At 49.3% G+C, this 18884-nt stretch carries 10 protein-coding genes; 8 read left to right on the forward strand and 2 right to left on the reverse strand.

Translation table 11 applies throughout. From position 1 onward, the window contains the following. The 6 genes from VIP81_RS06220 to VIP81_RS06245 all read left to right on the forward strand — a co-directional run. Window positions 1–2325: SusC/RagA family TonB-linked outer membrane protein (locus tag VIP81_RS06220; RefSeq protein ID WP_331957609.1), on the forward strand; the 2325-nt coding region annotated here is incomplete at its 5' end. Between the two features lie 12 nt (window positions 2326–2337). Continuing rightward, window positions 2338–4023, forward strand: a complete 1686-nt coding sequence (locus tag VIP81_RS06225) for a RagB/SusD family nutrient uptake outer membrane protein (protein ID WP_331957610.1) — start codon at window positions 2338–2340, stop codon at window positions 4021–4023. 6 nt (window positions 4024–4029) lie between these two features. After that, the gene (locus VIP81_RS06230) at window positions 4030–6519 is read left to right on the forward strand and encodes a hypothetical protein (RefSeq protein ID WP_331957611.1); all 2490 of its coding nucleotides are present in this window, start codon (window positions 4030–4032) and stop codon (window positions 6517–6519) included. A gap of 4 nt (window positions 6520–6523) precedes the next feature. Beyond that, entirely contained in the window at window positions 6524–7705 is a 1182-nt protein-coding gene (locus VIP81_RS06235) for a hypothetical protein (RefSeq protein ID WP_331957612.1), read from the forward strand. Further along, complete coding sequence (locus VIP81_RS06240; RefSeq protein ID WP_331957613.1) at window positions 7683–9488, forward strand: FAD-dependent oxidoreductase; 1806 nt, start codon at window positions 7683–7685, stop codon at window positions 9486–9488. The genes VIP81_RS06235 and VIP81_RS06240 overlap by 23 nt, the downstream gene beginning before the upstream one ends. A gap of 14 nt (window positions 9489–9502) precedes the next feature. Then, window positions 9503–10441, forward strand: coding sequence for an FAD:protein FMN transferase (locus tag VIP81_RS06245; RefSeq protein ID WP_331957614.1), 939 nt, complete (start codon window positions 9503–9505; stop codon window positions 10439–10441). Window positions 10442–10478: 37 nt separating this feature from the next. Here the strand turns inward: VIP81_RS06245 and VIP81_RS06250 are convergent, their stop codons facing one another. Both VIP81_RS06250 and VIP81_RS06255 read right to left on the reverse strand, forming a co-directional pair. Then, a complete protein-coding gene (locus VIP81_RS06250; RefSeq protein ID WP_331957615.1) occupies window positions 10479–12257 on the reverse strand; it encodes a RagB/SusD family nutrient uptake outer membrane protein in 1779 nt (592 codons plus the stop codon). Between the two features lie 92 nt (window positions 12258–12349). Further along, window positions 12350–15505 carry a TonB-dependent receptor gene (locus VIP81_RS06255; protein WP_331957616.1) on the reverse strand — a complete coding sequence of 1052 codons (3156 nt, stop codon included), beginning with the start codon at window positions 15503–15505 and terminating at the stop codon, window positions 12350–12352. 495 nt (window positions 15506–16000) lie between these two features. Here VIP81_RS06255 and VIP81_RS06260 point away from each other — a divergent pair, with 495 nt between their 5' ends. Further along, on the forward strand, window positions 16001–17011 hold the full coding sequence (locus VIP81_RS06260) for a zinc-binding alcohol dehydrogenase family protein (RefSeq protein ID WP_331957617.1): 1011 nt from the start codon (window positions 16001–16003) through the stop codon (window positions 17009–17011). Window positions 17012–17039: 28 nt separating this feature from the next. Beyond that, window positions 17040–18884 (forward strand): family 78 glycoside hydrolase catalytic domain (locus tag VIP81_RS06265; RefSeq protein ID WP_331957618.1); only part of this gene is annotated, 1845 nt, incomplete at its 3' end.

Raw genomic sequence — 18884 nt, forward strand, 5'->3', positions numbered from 1 at the left:
GAGAAACCTACCAAGCTGCCGGAATATGTAGATGCCACACGCTTTATGCAACTCACCAATGAACTAAGATGGAATGACAACGGCAATAACGCCAATGAATATCCTACCTATACAAAAGATATTGTAGACAATTACGATCAGCTGCATGCACAAAATCCGGATCAATATCCCAACACCGACTGGAGAGCATTAATTCTGCATAACAGCGCTCCCCGTGAAACACATATGCTGAGCATTGCCGGCGCCGGTAAAGCACTGCGTTCCCGCGTATCACTGGTATATGATAAAAACGGTGCATTGTACGACAACCGTACCTATAACCGTATCACCACCCGTATCAACAACGATATTACCATCAATAAATACCTGTCTGCCAGCGTAGACATCAACTTCAAACGCACCATGATACAACAGCCGGTGGTAGACCCCATGTATAAAATGGGCATCGTACCGCCTATTTATGCGGCGTTATGGTCTGATGGCCGCATTGGCGCCGGTAAAGATGGGGCTAACATCTACGCACAAACGAAATATGGCGGTATTAACCACGACTGGTTCAACCAGCTGGGAGGAAAAGTAGGGATTGATTTCACGCCCATAGAAGGATTGAAAGTATCTGCTGTCATTGCACCCTTCCTGAACTTTGATAAAGGAAAAAAATTCACACAGAAAGTGCCTTACACCGCATACAATAACCCCGGATCTGTTTCCGGTTATATTGAAGGCGCCACAGAAACAAAGCTGGAAGAAAGCCGTAACGACAACTACCGCTATACCACCCAGTTCCTGGTGAATTATACCAAACAATTGAAAGCACATAGCATTAACCTGATGGGAGGCTATGAATATTATAAAGCGTCCGATGAGCTGCTGGGCGCGTCCAGAGGGCAGTACCAGCTGACTAACTATCCTTACCTGGATCTCGGTCCGCTGGAGTTCCGCGACAACACCGGGAAAGCGTATGAAAATGCTTATCGTTCCTGGTTTGGCAGAGCCATGTATAGCTATAAAGACAAATACCTGTTGCAGGGAAACATCCGCTATGATGCCTCTTCCCGCTTTGCTCCAGGCTACCGCTGGGGTGCTTTCCCTTCCTTCTCCGCCGGATGGGTGGCCTCGGAAGAAAGCTTCCTGAAAAAGACGGCGCCGTGGTTGTCTTTCCTGAAAGTAAGGGCCTCCGTAGGTTCCCTGGGAAATGAAAGAATTGGTAACTATCCCTACCAGGCATTGCTGAAGTTTGAGAATAACTCTCTTTTTTATAAAGGCAATACGGTGGTGTCCGGACAAGCAGCTGCACAGTGGCAATATGCTATCCGCGATATCTCCTGGGAAACTACCCGCTCCTGGGATATAGGAGCAGACGTAAACTTCCTGCAAAATCGTTTACGCTTTACCGGCGACTACTACCGGAAAACTACCAGCGATATTTTGCTGGAACTGGAAATACCGGATTATATCGGTTATGATAATCCCTTCCAGAACACCGGCATCATGTACACCAAAGGCTGGGAAATGCAGTTGGGATGGAGCGATCGCATCGGCGATTTCAATTACAACGTGTCAGTGAATCTCTCCGACTTCGTGACTAAAATGGGTAACCTGGGTGGCACACAGTTCATGAAAGATTCTATTATCAGGGAAGGCACGGAGTTTAATGAATGGTATGGCTATGTATCGGATGGTCTTTACCAGACCCAGGACGAAGTGGATAAATCACCGCGCCTCAATGCCAACGTAAAACCTGGTGATATCCGTTACCGTGATATCAGCGGTCCGGGTGGTGTACCTGATGGGAAAATTTCGCCGGAGTATGATCGCAAACCGCTGGGTGGCTCCCTGCCAAGATATATGTATGGCGCTTCTATCCAGATGGGGTATAAAAACTGGGACCTGGGCATAACCATGCAGGGCGTTGGTAAACAAAATTCCCGTCTTACTATAGATATGGTACAACCACTGCGGGAAAACTACGGCACTTTCCCGGCCATCCTGGATGGCAACTCCTGGAGTAAGTATAATACGCCGGAGCAAAATAAAGCGGCGAAATATCCTCGCTACACCAATACCTCGGCGGGAAACAACTATGCCATGTCCGATTATTGGATCGTGAGCGGCGCTTACTTCCGCCTGAAAAATATCAATGTGGGTTATACAATGCCCAACAGCTGGATGAAGAAAATACATATCGCCGGTATTCGTTTATACGGCAGCGTTAGCGACCTTTTATCGGTAAATCATTTCCCCAGAGGATGGGATCCTGAACAAGCAGGACTCGGTTATCCTATTACCACCAGTTATGTATTTGGCGCATCTGTTAAATTCTAAATTTCCACGAACATGAAGCAACTTATTTTTATACTCATAGCCGGCCTGTTGATGACCTCCTGTGGCTCACTGGACCTGCATCCGCTGTCAGATGGCTCCAGCGAAACCTGGAACTCCACACCGGAAGAAATTGAAATGTCACTCAACGGATTATACAAGGGCGATTTCTGGATGAAAGACAACGACGAGTGGACAGATGACTGGATGTATCGTGATGCAACGACGGATATCACCGGCGCTACCATCAACGGGGAGACCGGCTTTGTAAAGGATTGGTGGACCAAAACCTATAAAGCCATCGCCAGGGCTAATAATGTCTTGCAAAGTATTCCGCGTGCCGCTAAAGTTTTATCGCCCGACCAGATCAACAGTTATTCTGCCGAAGCCCGCTTTGTAAGGGCCTGTCAATACTCCCGTCTGTTGTCGCACTACGGGCATATCATCTATACCGACTCTACGCTCGATATAGAACAGGCATTGCAGATGAAGCAGGCCGACCCGCAAATGGTGTTGCAGAAAATTTATGAAGATTTTGACTTCGCGGCAGCGACCTTAAAAACGACCACTGGCGGCGGGGATCTTAAGCGTGCCACCAAAGGCGCTGCACTGGCTATGAAAGCTCGTATTGCCCTGTATATGGGCGACTGGGCTACTGCCAAAACCGCTGCTCAGGCCTGCATGGATTTGAATATCTATCAACTCCACGATAATTTTAATACCCTCTTTTTATCCAAGACAAAGAATTCGCCGGAAATGGTGTTTGGTTTACCCAGATCCGTGACGCTGAAAGTAACGTTGGGCGATTGCCAGAACTATGTAACCCGTAATGCCGGTGGCTGGGCCGCGAAAGATCCTTCCTGGGACCTGTTCTGCGCCTTTCTCTGCAAAGATGGATTACCGATAGACAAGTCGCCGCTGTATAATCCACGTCGCCCATTCGATAACCGCGATCCCCGTTGTACCGCCACCATCGTGGAGTTTCAGACACCGCATCTCGGCTATGTTTTTCAACCGCATCCGGATTCGCTGACCGTACTGAAAGTATCAGATAATAAATACGTAGAAAACAAAGATAACCGCGCCATAGCGCAGTTTGCCTCTTTCAACGGATTGTTGTGGAAAAAGGGTATCGACGGCGACTGGCTGCTGAACTCCTGGACGGTAGAACCGGATAACATCATTATCCGTTATGCAGATGTATTGCTGATGTATGCAGAAGCAAAAACAGCGCTGGGTGAAACAGATCAGTCGGTGCTGGATGCCATCAACAAAGTAAGAGCCCGGGCCTATGGTACGGCCTATACGAATACCGCGGTTTACCCGGCGGTGACCACCCTTGATAAGAATGCGCTCACAAAAATTATCCGTATAGAAAGGCGCATGGAATTTGCGCTGGAAGGTATCCGCTACATGGATATTATCCGTTGGCGCCTGGCAGAGAAAGTGCTGAACAAAGCCAACTATGGCCTGCTGGAGCCTGCCGATCTGCGGACAAAAATAGTGAAACCGGGACTCTGGTTTTTCCCGCAAACACCGGTGCTGGATGAAGATGGTGTGGCGGACTTTACACCGATGTACAGCGCCGGACTGATAAAACAAATTGCAGTGCGTAAATTCGACGCTACCCGTCAGTATCTTTGGCCTATCCCATCTACCGAAGTACTCACGAGTCACCTGATTCAGAATCCTAACTACTAAGCATATATGAAAATAAGCAAACATCTGGGAGCATGGAGTATCGTCGTAGGGTTGTTGAGTGCGGCCTGTAATAACAATGCAGCCAACGCACAATCCGGTAAACCCCGTGCTTACAGCGGCATTTACCCGCAGCTGGCTATGTACAATAAAGAGGGAGAATGTGGTACCGGGGCCGTAGTGCCCTGGGCCGGTAAACTATGGGTTATTACCTATGGCCCGCATATGCCTTTCGGATCATCGGATAAATTGTACGAAATAACACCGGACCTGCAACAGATCGTGCGGCCGGAAAGTATTGGTGGCACGCCCGCGAACAGAATGATTCATCCCGAAAGTAACCAGTTATTTATAGGGCCTTATGCGATCAGCGATAAAGGGGAGGTACGGGTAATTCCCTACACCGCCATGCCAGGCCGGCATACCGGCAACGCACGTCATTTAACAGACCCCGCGGGTAAAATATATTACGGTACCATGGAAGAAGGCTTCTATGAGGTAGATGTACATACGCTGAAGCCTACCTTATTGTATGAAGATGGAAATGTAAAAAACAAAAAAGGTGCAGACACCACTGCCAACGCTCCTTCCGCCTTATTACCCGGAGCGCATGGGAAAGGATTATATTCCGGCCAGGGCGTATTACTGTATTCCAATAACGGCGAACCCGGCCCCAAAGCACTCACTGATTTTGATATAGAAGCTGGCTCGTTATCTGAGTGGAATGGGAAAGACTGGAAAGTAGTGCGCCGGAATCAGTTCACAGAAATTACCGGTCCGGGTGGCATCTCCGGAAATAAAAATCCGGCTACCGATCCTATATGGACAACCGGCTGGGATCATAAATCACTGTTGCTGGGATTGAGAGATCGGGGGAGATGGCAGTTCTTTCGTTTGCCCAAAGCCAGTCATACCTATGATGGCGCTCACGGATGGAACACCGAATGGCCCCGTATCCGCGATGTAGGTACCGCTGCAAAACCGGATTACCTTATGACGATGCACGGCATGTTCTGGCATTTCCCGGCCACCTTCGCCAGCGGACATACGGCGGGTATCCGTCCCCGTAGTGCATACCTGAAAGTGATAGGCGACTATACCCGCTGGCAGGACCAACTGGTATTTGGTTGCGACGATGCGGCACAAAAAGAATTCCTCAACAAGCGTCGCGCCAAAGGAAATATAGAAGGCCCGGGACAATCCAACTCCAATTTGTGGTTTACCGGATTACAACAACCAGATCAATTAGGCCCTAACACTGCCGAAGGTGCGGTATGGCAGAAAGAAGCGGTGAAGCCCGGTGTAGCTTCAGAACCGTTTTTATTTGCAGGCTGGCCGCAACGCAGTGCACACCTGCAACATAATGGCACAGCACCCGTAGTATTTACTTTTGAAACAGATAACACCGGCAACGGTAGCTGGACGAAAGCACAAACGGTGACCGTAGCCCCCGGACAGGCAGCCGAAGTTATTTTTCCGGAGGATATGCCGGGAGAATGGATTCGCGTAACGGCCAACGCAGCAGTAGCAGCCACCGCACATTTTTTCTATACTGCCAATGATCCCCGTAACACCACCGCTGCCCCTATTTTTGATGGGCTCAGCAAAGTGAGCACCGCCAACAGCATTGGGGGTTTGTTGTACGGACTGGGCGACGACCGCCGCGCACTGGGTATTGCTGCACGCAGCTATCACAACGGCGACGCCGTAAACACCGGCTACTATGAACTGAATGCCGCCATGCAACTGCAGAAAAAAGACGATGCAAAGACGGAAACATTCATTCAAGAAAAATTTGCGATCCCGCAACAGGCCGTCGAAATAGACGCTTCTTCTGTGCTGATTACAGATGATAAAGGCCGGCGCTGGCGACTGCCATTAGGCGATGCCGCCTACACCGCGCTCACCGGCAAAGCCGCCCTGCGCATTTGCAGGGAGGTGTCTACAGAAAGAGATCTGTTTAACTGCCACGGCACCTTTTATGAACTGCCTGCTGAAAACGCAGACGGCTATGCGAAAATAAGACCGGTTTCTTCCCATCATTTCCGCATCAATGATTACGCCGCCTACAGAGGTATGCTGATCATGACAGGTATCGATCCGGCCGCAAAAGCCGGTGATCACATCATTGTATCGGACGATAAAAAGGCCGCCGTATGGGCTGGCGCCATTGATGACCTGTGGCAAATGGGCAGACCCACCGGACACGGTGGTCCCTGGGCACATACCGCCGTCACCGCAGCGCAACCTTCGGATCCTTATCTCATCGGGTTTTATGATCATCGTAGCCTGGAACTTTCGCATGAGGCGAAAACGAAGATCACGTTTACCATCGAAACAGACCCTGTGGGTAACGGCACCTGGATGCCTTATAAAACAGTGACCGTAGCACCGGGTGAAACGTTTAGATACCAGTTCCCTAAAGGATTTCAAGCCAGGTGGATTCGTTTTGGCAGTGATAAAGATTGTAAAGCAACGGCATTTTTAACTTATAAATAAGCATATGAAATATCTACGCGTGGTGTTGCTGATAATAGGAAGTACAGGCGGTGCATTGCAGGGTATGCCTCGCCATCCCTTTGCAGATACCGCCGGTATCCGCACCCTGGATACCAGCAACATCCACGACGTACTGCATAACCGCGATGTATTGCCAACGGGTAGCCAGCAGCGATCATTCAGCATCCGTGAAAATGATACCACCACGTACCAGCTGCAACTGGCGTTGGACAAAGCAGGCCGGCCCTTGTATTATTTCAGAAATATTTTTACACCGGTTTGCTATACAGGCGAATGCAAACCGGTGTTCATCAATTTTTACTGGGACCTGCTGGGAAATTATATCCGTTACGATTTGCCGGAAGGAGAACCGCTGACGAAGCTGGACCACAAAGTTTTTAAGCCAGCCGATTACGAAAAGCTACAGGAAATTCTGGCTAAACCAAACTCGCTGCTAGCAGATCTGAAAATAACAGACCTGATAGTACCGGGAACGGAAAACCTGGCCGACTCCGTAGATGCCAGAACCGGCGCGACGTTGAAGACGATTAAGAACGAAGTAATACCGGGTGCCGTGTATACCTGTTACACCCTCTGGCAAATAGCGCATGGTGCCGTGATTACCGAAATGGAACGCATCACGGAAACGTATAACAACACAACGCTGTTGCACCGGTTTTTATCTTCCGGAAATTATCAATACCAGTATTGGGCACTCGGTAAAGTGATGGATACCCATGGCGCCATCACTCCGGGATTTGAAACAGATATCCGGAATATCGTCTCCGGAAAAAATATTTTCATAGCCCGGTATATCCTGCAACAGGTACATCCCGATTTTCTGACGGGAAAAAAACAACAACGTTGGTTGTGGGAAATATATACTGCCAGCAGTTATCCGGCGCAGATCACTATTCTTCGTAAACTGAAAACCATTCCGCTGCAGGCAGAGCTGATCAAACAATTAGTCAACACTTTTAGCAATGCCAATACAGAACAATCGGGGCTGATCCTTCCGCTGCTGCAGCAGGCACCCGGGTTGCCACTGCCACAACTGGCGGAGCAGTTAACCAATGCCGATGCAGAAAAAGCAGCCAGTATCTATACGTTGCTACAACAACGAAAACCAGAAAATAACTACGTTAAAAAGCTGATGTATAATTATGAAAAACAAATTAACCAGTAATCGAAAACTATGGTGGTGCATCCTGGCACTCTGCAGCTGCACCTTGCGGTTGCATGCACAGGATCCTGTTTTGGTAGAAACGGAATCCTTCGCCAATAAAGGCGGCTGGGTCATCGATCAGCAGTCGTTTGCCGTGATGGGCTCTTCTTACCTGATGGCACACGGTATGGGACGGGTGGTGAAAAATGCGGAGACTACTGTAACTTTTCCTGCGAAAGGTAAATACCATGTATGGGTGCGCACGAAAGACTGGGCACCGTTTCCCAAAGGTCCCGGTAAATTTCGTGTATCCGTTAACGATACACCGCTCGCTCCCGTGTTTGGTGAAAGCGGTAATGATCAATGGAAATGGTATGATGGGGGAGTGGTGAACATCACCGATGAACAGGTAAAATTGTCCCTGCAGGACCTGACAGGTTTTAATGGCAGATGTGATGCGCTGTTATTCACTACGGCAGCTAAATACACACCGCCCAACGATTTGTCCACACTCAGCGCATTGCGCAGAAAACTGTTGCATACTACTGAAACACCCAAAGATGGTGGCAGCTACGACCTGGTAGTGGTAGGTGGCGGCATAGCCGGTACCTGCGCGGCCATCTCTGCTTCCCGCATGGGGCTGAAAGTGGCACTCATACAGGATCGTCCGGTATTGGGTGGCAATAACAGCTCTGAAATACGCGTGCACCTGATGGGCGATATCGACAAAAACTACTACCCTAAACTGGGCAGAATAGTAAGAGAAATGGACAACGGCGACCCCGGCAACGGCAACCCGGATGCGAAAGAATATGGCGACGCCCGGAAGATCCAGATTGTAAAAGCAGAGAAAAATCTGCACCTCTTTCTGAACACCTATGTGTACAAAGTAGAGAAAGACAATGACCGCATTATTGCCGTGACCGGCCGCGACATCGCTACCAACCAGGAAACAAGATTTACCGGTGCTTATTTTTCTGATTGTACCGGCGACGGTACCATCGGTTATCTTGCCGGTGCAGAATTCCGCATGGGCCGCGAAAGCAAAGCAGAAACAAAGGAATCACTTGCCGCTGAAAAGCCCGATAGCTTTACGCTCGGCACCTCTAACCTTTGGGCCTCTGTGGCGGTAGACAGCGCCACCACTTTTCCGGCAACTCCCTGGGCCATGCAGTTTTCTGACGAGTATCATATCGACGCCTACAAAGCAGACTGGGAATGGGAAACCGGTTTCGGTAACTTTAATACCATCACCGATGCAGAAAAAATACGTGACCATAATCTCCGTGCGATCTACGGTAACTGGTCTTATCTCAAAAATAGCAAACCCGAAAAATACGCTAAACAGGAACTGGCATGGGTAGCCTACATTGGCGGTAAAAGAGAATCCAGGCGCATCATCGGGGATCATGTGCTGGATCAAATGGATATTCAGGAAGGTAAAATGTATCCCGATGGCGCAGTCACCGCCACCTGGACCATCGACCTGCATTTTCCCGATCCTAAAAACAGCCAGTATTTCGAAGGACAGGAATTTTTTGCCGGTACCAAACATATCAGGGTGGCTCCGTACACGATTCCGTATCGTTGCCTGTACTCCCGTAATATTACCAACTTATTTATGGCCGGCAGAAACATCAGCACCACCCACGTAGCCTTTGGCAGTACCCGTGTAATGCGCACCTGTGGCATGATGGGAGAAGTAGTAGGCTTTGCCGCTGCAGTGGCACAAAAATATCACAGCAGCCCCAGAGATGTTTATAAAGATCATTTGCCAGAGCTCATGCAATTGTTGAAGGAATAATGATGTGCCTCTTTTTGATATTGTTTCACAGCCAGGTGGTGAGCCTGGAAGGCGCCGCACAGGGCACCACCTGGCATGTGATATATACCGATGTACAACAACGCAGTCTGCAAACAGCCATCGACAGTACCTTGCAGGATATCGATCAATGTCTCTCCATCTACCGCCAGGACTCCGAAATTTCCCTCTTCAACAAATCCACCACCTGGACGTATCAGTCGCCCAATTTTTACCCGGTACTTAAAAAGTCGGCCGAAATATACCGCGCTACCAACGGCGCTTTTGACCCTACTGTGATGCCGCTCACCGAAGCTTATCGCGCCGGAAAAAAAACAGGACTGCCCTGGTGGGAGAAAAAAGATTCCCTGCTGCAATACGTCGGTTTCCCTAAAATTACATTTGACGAAAACAGTGTACACAAATTAAAAGACCAGGTACGCCTCGATTTCGATGGTATTGCACAAGGCTACAGCGTGGATGTTTTAGCCGCATTACTGGAACGTAACGGCATTTATGACTACATGGTAGAGATAGGAGGAGAAGTGCGCTGTAAAGGCCGGAAAAACGGTGTTCCGTGGACCATCGCCATCGACAATCCCCTGCATCCGTTATCCAAATCGTCTACGGTGCAGTTATTTAACAAAGCGGCTACCACCGCCGGAAATTACCGGGACTACTATCAGCAAAATGGACATCTGTTCGGGCATATAATCAATCCCGCTACCGGATTAACCGCGCCGGCAGATTTGCTTAGCGTGACCGTGTTTGCAGCTGACGCCATTACTGCCGATGGATATGATACCGCGTTTATGGTGATGGGACTGGAAGCGACGAAACGTTTTTTGGCGGAACATAAGGAGCTGGATGCGTATTTGATTTATCGCGGGGAGGATGGGAAGCCAGGGGTGTTTGTGACGGAGGGGATACGGGCGGTGATGAAGGCGTCGCAATAAAAAATCCCTCCCCGGTAACCGGAGAGGGACACTACAATCAATACCCCGGATTCTGCACCACTTTCGCATTCCTGTCTATCACATCCTGCGGTACCGGATTCAAATACATCTTCTGCGTAAACACATGCGGATGATTCAGCGGCACTACTTCATACTTCCATACCCCTGAATTATTTGCGGGCACGGTATTACTGATCTTCATCGCATGTTTATCCACATTCATCACCGTGTTGGCTGTTTTCAACCGGATGATATCATAAAAGCGTTTGTTTTCAAAACACAATTCCACTCTGCGTTCATGATAAATCGCTGCCTGCATGGCCGCTTTCGATAAACCCGGTGCTAAGTCCGGCAGACCGGATCTTTTGCGGACCTGGTTAATGGCATTGTACACGGTGGCATCAGGACCAACTGCTTCGTTTTGTGCTTCTGCATAACCGAATAATACTTCTGCATAACGATAGTAGATGAAGTTGGCGCCGCTCACCGCGCCACCACCGGGCCTAACGAGTGGGTTGAGCCGTTTTTTGAAATAGTAACCGGTGTTGCCTACGTCGTCGGTGCCGAAATCGATCTGGTTTTTAGAAGGGTGTACAGCGTCGATGCGGGTGAAGATGGTATCGGGTTTATCCATCCAGGTCATTTTGTAGGGGGCGCCATCATACACAATCCAGTCGTAGAATCTTTTTTCGCGGTTCAGATACGGATGTTGCGGATCGTAGCCGGAAGTGGGATCGGTAATGGGTTTGCCGTTGCTCATGTTGAACTGGTCTACCAGTTCCTGAGTAGGGCAGTAGTTGCCCCAGGTGTAGTAGGCGCCATTGATCCATACGGGGCCGCCATATTGTTCAAAGGAGGAGCCCATGGTAACGGCGACTACCTGTCGGTCCCATACGACTTCTGAGTTGTATTCATTGGCTTCATACCAGAGGGCGGCGGCGTCGGGGAATAGTTCATATACTTTCCCGTTGCCGTATTGATCAATGAATTGTTTGAAGGTAGCGGCGGCGTTGGCCCAGCGTTGTGCGTCGTAGTTGTTGTAGCCGGCTACTTTGTTGGGATCGTTGCCGGCGGCAGGTTGGGCGGCATTGAAGGCCGGACTGGCGGCATATAATTCCACCCATCCTTTGAGGGCGAGAGTAGCGCCAAGGGTAGGGCGACCCGCGTCGGCATCGCCGTGATTGTATTTAGGCGCGAGGTGACCACCTTTGGCGATGGAGTCCAGCTGGGTGGTGATGAAGTTCACCGTTTCTTCAAATGTATTTCGCGCACTGTATATCAGCGTGCTGTCCATGGTTCGTCTGTCTGCCGGCGTGGTAATGATGGGCAGTCCACCGATATGCATCCATAATTCGCTGTAGAAAAATGCGCGGATAAACCGGGCTTCATCTACTCTTTTATTTAACCATTCTTCGGAGAAATTACCGGCATTTTTGCGCACTTCTGTAATGAAGGTATTGCACTTGCGGATGTTGGTGTAGGTGCTGGTCCAGTTGGTCAGATCTCCGGAGCCGGTGATGCCGCCCCATACGGTGTAGTCGTTGGAAGCGGGAGATACGATACCCTGTTTCCAGTTATACGAAGTGTAATAAAAACCGGCATCATTATCATCGGTGAAATTGTCCAGGTTTTCCGGTTGGTTCCAGTAGTTGGGCAGCGCGCTGTAGATGTCGTTGAGAAACAGGTCTGCATTGCCTTCTGAGCTCCATTGTACTTCGTCGGTGAGTTTGGCTTTGTCGGTGTTTTCGAGGAAGTTTTTATTGCAGGCTGTTAAGCAGATGCAAATTAATAGCAGAGAATTACAAACACCGATCATTCGCAGTTTTCTACCCACCACTCCGTAATTCGTAATTCGTAATTCTTTTGAATGTTTATTTTGTTCATAATGGTTTTTTTAAAGAAAGGAATCTAAAATGTCAGGTTCAGGCCAAACACGAATACCTTCTGATTAGGATAGGCGGTTTCCAGATCGGTGTAGCCTACTTCCGGGTCCATGAATTTCATTTTGCTGAAGGTGAACAGGTTTTGTGCGGATACATAGCAACGCACGCTCTGCATCTTTGCTTTTTTGGAGATGCTGGCAGGGAGTGTGTAACCCAGTACGGCGGTCTTTAGCCGGAGGTAGCCTGTTTTCATCATCCAGAAATCGGAGTTCTGGGTGTTGTTGGCGTAGGGCGACTGGTTCGCACGTGGGTAGCGGGCATCGGGCGTGGTGGGTGTCCAGTGGTTGTTATAGTATTCATAGGCAGAATTACTATTGTTGTTGTTGAAAGGCACCGTTTGAAAACCACGGATATTCAGACTGGCCAGTGCGGAACCCTGGAAAAAAAGACTGACATCAAATCCTTTCCAGGAAGCGCTGGGCGTGAAACCATAGGTGATAAACGGATATACCGGATTACCAATTTCCATTTCATCCTGCGAATCTATTTTACCATCGGGTTTGCCATCAGGCCCGCTAACATCGGCATACCGGATATCGCCGGGATGCAGGTCACCAAACTGGGTCACATTGTAGCCATCGGCCGTATTGATAATGCCATCCTTGTTTTTGTCATCTTCCAAAGAAAATAATCCCAAAGCATGATAACCAAACTGGGTACCTGTGGGCCGCCCTGTTCTGCTGCGGTTGGGATTATTACGGGTAGCTGCTGTCTCAAATACCTGGATCATTTTATTTTTGGCATAGCTGAAGTTGCCATTCATGCTCAGTTGTAAGCCATTGGAAAAACGGTGGTTGGTACCGGCCGATATTTCTATGCCACGGTTTTCCATGATGCCCTGGTTTTCGTCAGACAGATTTAAACCATATTCTACCGGCACCGTTACAGCAGGAGGCAGCAGCATGCCTGTTCTTCTTTCATGGAAGTAGTCGAGTTCCAGGGTGAGCAAACCTTTCCAGAAAGTAGCATCTATACCTACATCTGTTTTGGTAGATATTTCCCAGGTGATGTTAGGATTTGCTTCGGTCGTGATATTAGATCCCTGCACCATAGAGCCGTTACCAAAGGCATACGCGTTGCCGTATAAATTGTAGCCGTTTAAATACTGGAAGGCGGCGCCGGCGAGGTTACCCGACTTACCCCAGGAGCCCCGTAACTTCAGGTAGTTGAGGGCAGTGGTATGGTCCCGCAAAAAATGTTCTTCGGAGATAATCCATCCTGCAGAGAAGGCAGGGAAATACCCCCATCTTTTATCCGGTGCAAAATAGTAGTGACCATCATACCGGCCGGAGGCTTCAAACAAATATTTGTGATCATAGCTGTAGCCTATGCGATACACGAAACCTACCTGGCTGCCGGTGGACGTGGAGCCGTTGTTATCGAAATCGTTTTTGTTGGAACTACCCATGCCCAGCTCGTCGATGTTGACGGCAAAATTATTACGACGTGCAGAGAACCCGGTAGAGTCATTCTTGCGGGCTTCTGCTACCAGCAAACCGGTGAAGTCGTGTTTACCAAAGGTGTTATGATAGTTCAGATATCCCTGGTAGGTAAAGTACTGATTTTTGGCGTACTCCTGGTTCAGCCAGGTATAAGGCGCAGCGCCTCCTTCAGAGGTAGATACCTGTTTCGTATAGGTGTAAGGGGTAGTGCTGGTATTTTGTGAATAGAAGTAAAAAGGTGTATGCCATCCTTTCAGCGTATAGTCGTTAGGGTCATAGCTGAAAGTACCTTTTATACTCAGTCCTTTGATAAAAGGCAGCTGTTGTTCTACTGCCAGTGTAGTGAGCAAAGAAGTAGCATTGCGGTGGGAGTAGCCGGCATTCAGGATGCCTACCGGTGAATTTCCGGCAAACTCGCCCCATAGGCCATTGCTGTAGTACAGATTGGTAATGGGAATGAGTTTGTACGCACTGCGAAACAGCTGACCTGGTGTAGTGGCGGCATCTACGCTATTGGTTTTTTCCACAGCGCCTATTACAGATAAGGTAACGTTGGTTGTGGGCGTGGCGCTGATGTCCATGTTCAGGTTATAGTCGTAGCGTTTATAGTTGACCGGTGCAAACATCCCATCCTGTTGCTGATAGCCCAGGCCGGCATAGTACCGGATTACCTTGCTGCCGCCGCTGAGCTGCAGGTTATAATTCTGCACGGGCGCGTGCATACGTACCAGGTCTTTTGTATTGCTGATCGGGTATTTGTCAGGATCTTTTGCGTGGAGGTCTGCATAGGTGTTGATCAGGTCATCGGCAAAAGGTTGTTGGGTGCCGTCCGGATTTTCGTTTTTGTAAGCTTCATTGCGCAGGCGCATATAGTCCTGTGCATTCAGCATTTTAGGATAATACGTGGGTGTTTGTGCGCCGTAGTAAGCATTGAGCGAAAGGGTAGGTGCACCTGTTATTCCTTTTTTTGTGGTGATGAGAATAACGCCGTTGGCGCCACCAAGACCATAAGGTGCCACGGCAGCTGCATCTTTCAGCACGGTGACTGACGCAATGTTGCTGGGCGCAATCTGGTTGATATTGTTACGGATGATCCCATCTACTACTATCAGCGGGGCGTTGCTGCCGGTGGTGGCAATCCCGCGGATATGGATATCGGGATTGTCTTGTCCGGGCTGCCCGCCATTGGGGCGCATGCTGACGCCGCTGATATTACCCGCCAAAGAATTGGAGATGTTGGGTACGGGTGATTTGGCCAGCTCCTTGCCTTGTATGGCGGCAACGGAGGCGGTGGACGATGTTTTTTTCTGTGTACCATAACCTACCACCACTACCTCATTGAGGCCGCTGGCGCTTTCTTTCAGGATGATGTTCAGTGGTGTTGTGCCCGTGGTGGCTACTTCCTGTTGTTCGTAGCCTACATAGCTGAATACGAGCGTAGCGCCTGCGGCGGCAGGCAGCTCAAAATGACCGTTTTCGTTGGTGACAGTACCAGTGCTGCTGCCTTTTATTTTTACGGATACCCCAATCAGCGGATCACCTTTTTCATTTTTAACGGTGCCGCTTAAAGTTGCTGCGTATATTTTTTTCGCAGCGAGGGTGTGGGTGGATACCAATAACAGGAGGGCAGCCAACAGGCAGTGCAGCAGGCTTTTGTGACAAGCCAGGATTGCTTTCATAACATGGAATTAAGAGGTGAAGAAAATGAGAGAATGAATGTGATGTCGTGTTTAGGTCATGATAATGGTTTTATCGGATGAGTGAAATGGCGCATCTTTTCCGTAGGGCGGAAATAAAAAGATGCAGAGAGGCACTTCAGCGCTGCGGGTCGTGGAATATCGTCGTGCCTGAGGGTGAAAATACTTAAATTATGGAGATATGCAAGGGTGTTTTTAATAAGTGTCTGAAAGACAAAGTTGTTGCTGATTAAGAATTACGAATTACGAATTACGAATTACGAATTACGGAGTTGTGGGGAGAGGTAAGCGGATGATCTCCCCACAACTCCGTAATTCGTCATTCGTCATTCGTAATTCCAAAATAATGTTAATATCTCCCACAACTCAGGTAATATCCCATTTAAATATCTCCCTATAAACTAGTTTCTTTGACCTCACTGCCGGTTTGGGAAAATAAACCGGCAGTTACGAAGAATTTTATATAAATTAATTGTATTGAAAACACTCATCTGTACCACTCCCGGAAATTTCGAATATGGCCTGGGCGCTATGCCTGAGCTGGTACCCGGTCATGCCATTATTAAAATACAAAAGATAGGCATCTGCGGCACCGACCTGCACGCCTTTGAAGGCACACAGCCTTACTTTAACTACCCGAGGATTCTGGGGCATGAACTGGCTGGCGCTATTGTGTCGGTAGATGATGTGCCGGGATTTAATATCGGCGATATCGTTACGGTGATTCCTTACGAGAATTGTGGTACCTGTATTGCCTGTCGTGCCGGAAAACCTAACTGCTGCGAAAAAATTGCGGTGCTTGGCGTACATAAAGACGGCGGCATGGTGGAATACCTGTTGGTTCCCGGTCGCTTATTGGTGCATGGGGAAGGACTAACACCCGAGCAATTGGCCCTGGTAGAGCCATTGGCCGTGAGTGCACATGGTATCCGCAGGGCAAATGTGCAAAACGGTGAATTTGTGTTGGTGATGGGAGCGGGGCCTATAGGGCTGGCTGCCATGGAATTTGCCCGCATTGCCGGCGCACAGGTGATTGCCATTGATATGCAGGAGAAGCGATTACAGTTTGCCAAAACAGCCTTAGGGGTACCTCATGTGCTGCACGCCGGCGCCGACATTGTTGCGCAGGTAAAAGAAATCACCGGAGGCGATATGCCCACCGTGGTGGTAGATGCCACTGGTAATCAGAAAGCCATTAACAACGGCATTCATTACCTGGCGCATGGGGGCCGGTATGTGCTGATAGGACTGCAAAAGGATCTGCTGATGTTTTCTCATCCTGAATTCCACAAAAGAGAAACTACCCTGATGAGCAGCCGTAACGCCACCAGGGCCGATTTTGAACAAGTAATTCGTTGTATAAAAGAAGGGCAGGTGCGCCCTGAAACCTATATCACACACCGGATTAAATTCGGTGATGTGAAAACGGTGTTCGGCTCTCTGCTGGACCCCGAGCGTGAAGTGATCAAGGCGATAGTGGATATGTAACCCTCATCACCACAAAAAACAGTGTATAATGAAGTACCGGTTGTTGCTATTGTTGCTATTGGTAAGTGCCGCTACCCAGGCGCAAAAAGTGAAGGTAGATCACCTGTTATGTAATGCGAATGGTGATCGCCCGCGCGGAACAGACGATGCAACACCCGTATTCAACTGGCAGCTAACCCTCCACCAGCCGCATGTTCACCAAACGGCTTACCGTATCCTGGTGGCCGATAATCCGGCACTGCTGGAGCGCAACAAGGGCAATATCTGGGATTCGAAGAAAGTGACGTCGGATGAATCGATACAGGTGCCCTATGCCGGTAAGGCGTTGCAGGCAGCTACTATGTACTACTGGAAGGTAATGGTATGGAACAATGGGATTCCCTCTGACTGGAGCCAGCCGGCGCAGTGGCAAACCGGTTTGTTTACTCCCGGCGACTGGCAACCCGCGCAATGGATCGGGTATGATACCCTGCCGGCGGGCGAACGGATTGTGCCGGCCATTACAGACGACGGCGCCGAAAAGTACCGGCATCGCCATGATATACTGCCTTTGCTGAGAAAGGAATTTACCCTTAACAAGCCGCTGTCCAGGGCCACTGTCTTTATTTCCGGCCTCGGACAATTTGATCTTCATCTCAATGGAAAAAAAATAAATGGTTTTCTCGATCCCGGCTGGACAAAATATGATGAACAGGCACTTTATGTAACATTTGATGTGACCAAGCAACTGCAAAACGGGTCTAATGTATTGGGAGTGATGCTGGGCAATGGGTTCTTTTATATACCCGGCGAACGATATCGTAAGCTCACCGGTGCTTTCGGCTATCCGCAGCTGATATGCCGCCTGTATCTGCAGTATCAGGATGGTAGTACTGATAATATTGTCAGCGATACCAGCTGGAAAGCGGCCCCCGGACCGGTGACCTTTTCCAGTATTTATGGGGGAGAAGATTATAATGCGTTGCTGGAACAAACAGGGTGGGATCAGCCGGGCTTTCCTGCTGCAAAATGGCGCAATGCCGTGGTGGTGCATAGTAGCCCTCAGCTGCAGGCGCAAACCAATGGCATGAGCACCTATGCGCCTATTGCACCGGTGAAAGTAACGCAGCCTGCACCAGGCGTGTGGTTGTATGATATGGGACAAAATACTGCCGGCATTCCTTATCTCTCGGTATCCGGAAAGGCAAATGCGGTAGTTAGATTAGTACCGGCAGAACTGCTTACCCCGGCCGGGCTGGCAGACCAGGCGCCCGTGGGTAGTCCGGTGTATTTTAACTATACCCTCAAAGGCGATAGCATGGAAAGCTGGCAGCCACAGTTTATGTACTATGGTTTCCGGTATGTGGAGGTACATGGCGCAGTGCCGGAGGGACAGGCCAATCCAGGGCATCTGCCGGTGATCCAAGCACTGGCGACTATCCCTACGCGCAACGGAGCCGGGATCGTGGGTGATTTTCATTGCTCCAATGAGTTGTTTAATAAAACGTTTCGCTTGATCGACTGGGCTATCCGTAGTAATATGAGCAGTGTGTTGACGGACTGTCCGCATCGCGAAAAACTGGGCTGGCTGGAAGAAGCACATTTAGTGGGTAGTTCTATCCGGTACAACTACGATATTGCCCTGTTGTGCCGGAAGGTGGTGCAGGATATGATCCATGCACAAACACCGGAGGGCCTTATTCCGGACATCGCTCCCGAGTATGTACAATTTGATGCAGGTTTCCGCGATTCGCCGGAATGGGGCAGTAATGGCGTGATACTGCCATGGTACCTGTATCAGTGGTACGGTGATAAATGGGTGTTGGAAGAGAGTTATGAGATGATGACCCGCTACGTGGGGTATCTCGAAAAAAAATCTGATCATCATATTCTC

It is taken from the genome of Chitinophaga sp. (genome assembly GCF_036566945.1).
GTDB lineage: Bacteria > Bacteroidota > Bacteroidia > Chitinophagales > Chitinophagaceae > Chitinophaga.